Origin of the sequence: Anaerotignum sp. (assembly GCF_045122575.1) — a bacterium.
GTDB lineage: Bacteria > Bacillota > Clostridia > Lachnospirales > Anaerotignaceae > Anaerotignum_A.
The window spans coordinates 1-5184 of the sequence record NZ_JBGVHV010000128.1; the positions used below are offsets into that span (position 1 = coordinate 1).

At 44.2% G+C, this 5184-nt stretch carries 6 protein-coding genes; 4 read left to right on the forward strand and 2 right to left on the reverse strand.

The genetic code is table 11. The features are described 5' to 3' along the window. On the forward strand, positions 1 to 466 hold a 466-nt coding region (locus ACJMLT_RS06450), incomplete at its 5' end, for a hypothetical protein (protein WP_405728289.1). 71 nt (positions 467 to 537) lie between these two features. Continuing rightward, entirely contained in the window at positions 538 to 1212 is a 675-nt protein-coding gene (locus tag ACJMLT_RS06455; protein WP_405728292.1) for a hypothetical protein, read from the forward strand. A gap of 40 nt (positions 1213 to 1252) precedes the next feature. Here ACJMLT_RS06455 and ACJMLT_RS06460 read toward each other — a convergent pair whose 3' ends face one another. Both ACJMLT_RS06460 and fba read right to left on the reverse strand, forming a co-directional pair. After that, positions 1253 to 2140: an MBL fold metallo-hydrolase gene (locus tag ACJMLT_RS06460; RefSeq protein ID WP_405728295.1), complete on the reverse strand. Its 888-nt coding sequence runs from the start codon at positions 2138 to 2140 to the stop codon at positions 1253 to 1255. A gap of 153 nt (positions 2141 to 2293) precedes the next feature. After that, positions 2294 to 3241 carry a class II fructose-1,6-bisphosphate aldolase gene (gene fba / locus ACJMLT_RS06465; protein ID WP_405728297.1) on the reverse strand — a complete coding sequence of 316 codons (948 nt, stop codon included), beginning with the start codon at positions 3239 to 3241 and terminating at the stop codon, positions 2294 to 2296. A 119-nt stretch (positions 3242 to 3360) separates the two neighbouring features. Between fba and ACJMLT_RS06470 the strand changes: the two genes are divergently transcribed. Together ACJMLT_RS06470 and ACJMLT_RS06475 are read left to right on the forward strand one after the other, a co-directional pair. Continuing rightward, the gene (locus tag ACJMLT_RS06470; protein ID WP_405728300.1) at positions 3361 to 3810 is read left to right on the forward strand and encodes a signal peptidase II; all 450 of its coding nucleotides are present in this window, start codon (positions 3361 to 3363) and stop codon (positions 3808 to 3810) included. Positions 3811 to 4397: 587 nt separating this feature from the next. Next, a partial coding sequence (locus ACJMLT_RS06475; RefSeq protein WP_405728303.1) for a hypothetical protein occupies positions 4398 to 5184 on the forward strand: 787 nt, incomplete at its 3' end.

Consider the following 5184-nt stretch of genomic DNA (forward strand, 5'->3'; position numbering starts at 1 on the left):
TATCAAATATGTGGGCATCGAAACACCCATGACCCCGGAATATTTCGAAGCATTCATGCAGAAAAAAGATAAGATTCTGGCAACAGGCGTGGATTTTATGAACTGTGCGGAACTGCATCTGAATAACAACAATATCTGGAATTATGAAGGGGAAAATATGTATGTTTACAGACATGGCTATGTTTCTCCCACATGGAGCAGAGAACTGACCTTCAAACTGATGAAAATGGCAGACGAAGAAGGCTGGAACGTGGCAGTACATGATTGTTCCAACCGCACAAAATTCGCCCGTGGTCTGAATCTGAAGGCGAAAGAGGGCGCATGGTTCGGAGCAAGCAGCTATGGTTCCGAATTCAGCAGACCTCCCTTTGAAGCGTTCCTGCCGATCCTGCAGGATGAAAGCTTCCAGTTTTTGGAGGAAGAAGAACTGCCGGAAGGCTATCGTCCCGGGGAATTGTTCTTTTAATCAAATATGAATTTTGCGGCGGAGGTCGGCTTACAGTCGATTTCTGCCGTTTTTCATAAGGAGGTGAAAGGATGTTTGAACGATACAAAGAAAAACGGGAAGAACGGAAACAGAGAAAAGCGGAACGGCAGAAGGAATGGGAAGAAAAACTGCTGAACAGCAGGAGAGTTTCTTTTTGTCTGCAGGATGTGGAATTTATGGACTATGCATTGCCCTTTCACCTGACTGCCTGCGGCAATGAATTATCTCTGTATGAAACGGACGAAAAAAGCTATAATGATGAGGTGATGCAGATTTTTCGAGAGATCGCGGAGGAACTGACACAAGGATATGCCGCAATGCAGTGGCTGTGCTGGTCTGACCCCACCCCCTTACCTGCCATCAAAAAGTATCGTGCCGGGGAAGGTGCCATTTTCGATGAGCGGTTTATTGTGAAGTGCAGTGAAAATGGTGTGGATGATGATATGATGAACCTGCAGATGGGGGAAGAAAATCATTGGAACTTTATTGAGCAGGAGTGTTACTGCTATCAGAAAATGCCGCAGTCTTTCCAGACCATAGCGGATGCGGCGGCGTATATAGAGGAAGTCCCCTGTGATCTGTATCTGATGATCGATCTGATGCATGGGGCATTGATGGTGAAAACCAGAAAAACGGAAGATTTGAAAAAAGTAGAAGCATGTATGCGCCGGATCTGTGATAAATATGAAAAATTTGTCTATGACTATATTGGCACATGGACGTAAAAAAGCACCTGATTGAAAAATCAAGTGCTTTCTTTTTTGCTTATTCTTCTATCACTGTTTTCCACAGCAGCAGATTATCTTCCACATAGTTTTCCACCTTGCCGTGATCGCAGAGATAAGCCAGATAGGAACGGATGGTGCTGCCGACCAGTACATACTGGGCATGGTCCATTGTCAGTTGGTAATGCTCGAAAACTTTTTTCAGGATCAGTTCAAAATGCAAGGGTTCTTTGCAGATTTCCAGCAGAACATCCAGAATTTCCAGAGATTTATCTCTGTTCAGTTTTACCAGAGGCTTGATGTCTTCCATGGGTTCCGCGTGGGCGGGAATAAACAGTTTCCCTTCCAGTTTTTCTACCATATCCAGTGTTTCAAACTGGGCGGCGAGATCATAGAAGAAGGAGATGTGATATTTGTTTACGGTACTTTCGCCGAAAATACAGTCTGCAAGGAAATATACATCATCGGGGGTTTTTACGCCGATCATATCCCAGAAATGGCCGGGCAGACGGAAATATTCCATGCCTGCAGGCAGTGTTGCCGCTGCGATATCCTGTGTTTTGGAAGGAGTTGCCATCAGGAATTTATTCCGCAGTTTTTTCATGGGATAGCCGCCATAAAGGAAGGAAGGCTCCAGAATAGGATTTTCTACCACGATATTTTCCATGGGGGTGGAATATACGGCACAGTTCAGTCTGTTCTGCAGCAGGGTGTTGCCGCCCACATGGTCTGCATTGGAGTGGGTGTTGATGATGGCAGTCAGTTTCCAGCCCTGGGCATCCAGAATTTTCTGGATCTTGCGGCCGGCATCCTTGTCATTGCCGCTGTCGATGAGCCATACATCGTCATCACTGACACGGTATACGCCGATCTTGGAGGGAGAGTTGATATAATATGTATTTTCTGCTACCTGCACTAATTCGTACATAGACGATTCCTCCTTATGATGCAGAAATAAAAATATTTCTGTAAATTTTGTTTTTATAATAATACATTCTATACCTTTTTCGGGTACAAGGCAAGGCGGACTTTTTCTGCAAAAAAAAGCCGTCGCAGTTTGCGACGGCCTGTCAGGGTTCAATTATTTCATGGAGTCTGTAGAACCGATTACGTTTTTGATTTTGTCTTCAACCAGTTCCTGGATCAGTTCTCTTGCTGCGCCCAGGTAGCCACGAGGGTCGAATGCAGCGGGTTCTTCGCCGAAGGATTTACGGATTGCAGCTGTCATAGCCAGTCTCAGGTCTGTGTCCATGTTGATTTTGCAAACAGCCATGGAGGAAGCTTTTCTCAGCATTTCTGCGGGGATACCCTGAGCGCCTGCGATGTTGCCGCCGAATTCGTTGCACATTGCTACGCATCTCTGGTCAACGGAGGATGCACCGTGCAGAACGATGGGGAAGTTGTGGAAACCAGCAGCTTCCAGTTTTTCTGTGATTTTTGCCAGTCTGTCGAAGTCCAGTTTAGCTTCGCCTTTGAATTTGTATGCACCGTGGCTTGTGCCGATAGCGATTGCCAGAGAGTCAACGCCTGTTCTTGTTACGAAGTCAACTGCCTGATCGGGGTCTGTGTAAGTAGCATCAGCAGCGTTTACTTTAACATCATCTTCTACGCCTGCCAGTTTGCCCAGTTCAGCTTCAACTACTACGCCGTGTGCGTGTGCGTATTCAACGACTTTCTTTGTTTCTGCTACGTTTTCTTCGTAGTCCAGGTGAGAACCGTCAAACATTACGGAAGTGAAACCGTGTTCGATACATTCTTTGCAAACTTCAAAGCTGGGGCCGTGGTCCAGGTGCAGCGCGATATCCAGACCTGTTTCTTCAACGGCAGCATCTACCATTGCTTTCAGGTATTTGGGATGTGCGTATTTCAGTGCGGATTTAGAAACCTGCAGAATGACTGCGGAGTTCTGTTCTTTTGCAGCTGCAACTACACCCTGAATGATTTCCATGTTGTTGATGTTGAATGCGCCGATTGCGTAACCGCCTTTAAACGCTTTTTCGAACATCTCTTTTGTTGTTACTAATGCCATTATAAAAACACCTCTCTTGAAAATTTTATGGGTTTACTTTTATCTTCGCCATATATTAAAATTATAATACGACGAAGATTTTATAGCAAGGCAATATTGCCAAGGAAGGCGGAGAAAAAATGGGCGCAATTTCAACATTATTCGTGATTTTGGGGATGGATTTTGCAACAAAAAAATGGGTACAGGCAAAATTGCCCATGAACTGTAAAAAAGAAGTTGTCAAAAATGGGCTTTATTTTTGGCACATAAAGAACAAAGGCATTGCTTATAATAAATGCAGCGGGAAACGAAAAGAAATTCTTCTTTTTACGGGCGGCCTGCTGGCCTGGTACAGTCGGCTGTTTTTTCGCAGTCTGCAGGGGAAAGAAAGCCGAAAATACGCCATTCCTCTGGCTTTGGTGCTGGGGGGCGGCTATGGCAATTTTCTGGAACGGGCCAGAAAGGGATGGGTCACAGACTTCCTTTTTATTCCAGTGAAAGGCCGAAATGCCCCCATTTTTAACCTGGCGGATGTGGCAGTGTGGATCGGGGCAACTTGTCTGACAAGAGTTTCTTTTGGTGAAAAATGAGGAAAATTGAGATTTTATGTTGCCTGCGGGAGACATTTGTAGTATAATCAAACCATAAATCCTGAAATGCGCGATAACTTGCCATAATTGAACCTACATTTTTGACTAGGGACTCCTATAAACGGCAGATATGTCAGGCCTCAAGATAATTCCCTTTGGGCGGAGGAAGGCAGATTCTTACGTTGCGGAAACCCACCTGGCTTAGGCTAGGTGTCAAGCGGCAAGACCGGCATTTCGGGATCAATTTTTTTATAATGAAAAAGCGGAACCCCCAGACCATTGGTCTGGGGGTTTTTTGTTTGTGAAGAATAGGAGAAATTCTGATAAAATTTTTTTAAGGAAATTGCAAGAAATATTTAAATATAATGAAGGAAACGGGGGTGTTTTTAGAAGGTATCACGAAGGGGTGAAGGGGAATTTTGTTACATTTTTCAGATAGAAAAATGTAACAAAAGGGAGCATTTGCCATGGAATTGTGATACAATAATGAAGTCATCATGAGATACTATGTCTGCGAGTATTGAGAGATGGAATATGGCAAAGGGGGAGGTCCCTTTCCGATAAAAATTAGAAAGGAGAAATGAAAAATGAAAAAGAGAAGACTTTTGGCATGGCTCATGACATTGGTTATGATGATTGGGCTTATGCCGGCGACTGCTCTGGCGAATGGTGAAACAGAGCCACTGGAAAATCTTCAGTCTAATGCTGTAAATCAGGTTTCTGGCGTTGCGGATCTGAAAAAAGAAGTAACAGATAACGGAAATGGTACTTATACAGTCAATCTGTCTGTAGAAGCCAAACAACCAGTAAGAACACAGCCTCTGGAAATCGTGTTTGTTATCGACAGCTCTTCTTCCATGAAGCAGTGTACACAGGAAAATGTAGATGCTAGCCATGGTCATAATGGTGGCTCCTGTAACCTTGTTAACAGCGGAAGGCTTCCTTCTAGAATGGATGTTGTTAAGGAAAAGGTGTGCACATTGATCACCACCGTAGCAGCAAAAGATCCTACAGCGAAAGTTGCTATCGTTTCTTTTAATGGCGGTAATGACTATAATAACGATGGATATGGCGATAATAGCAATGCCGCAAAAAATGAAAGTAATGGCTTGGTTACCCTGAATTCAACTGGGGTAAATGACCTTACTAGAGAGAATGGTATTGTTGACAGCATTTCTACTGCGAATGGTACATACCCTGCAAGTGGTCTGGCTATGGCAAAGACTATTCTGGATGGTGGTAATGCCAATGCCAAAAAAGTTGTTATCTTATTAGGTGACGGCGATGCTGGTTATATGCCTTCTCAGCCTAGTGCAACAGCGAAACAGGTAGCGATCGATGTTGCTGCAACTCTGAAAAGCTCTACTGACACAA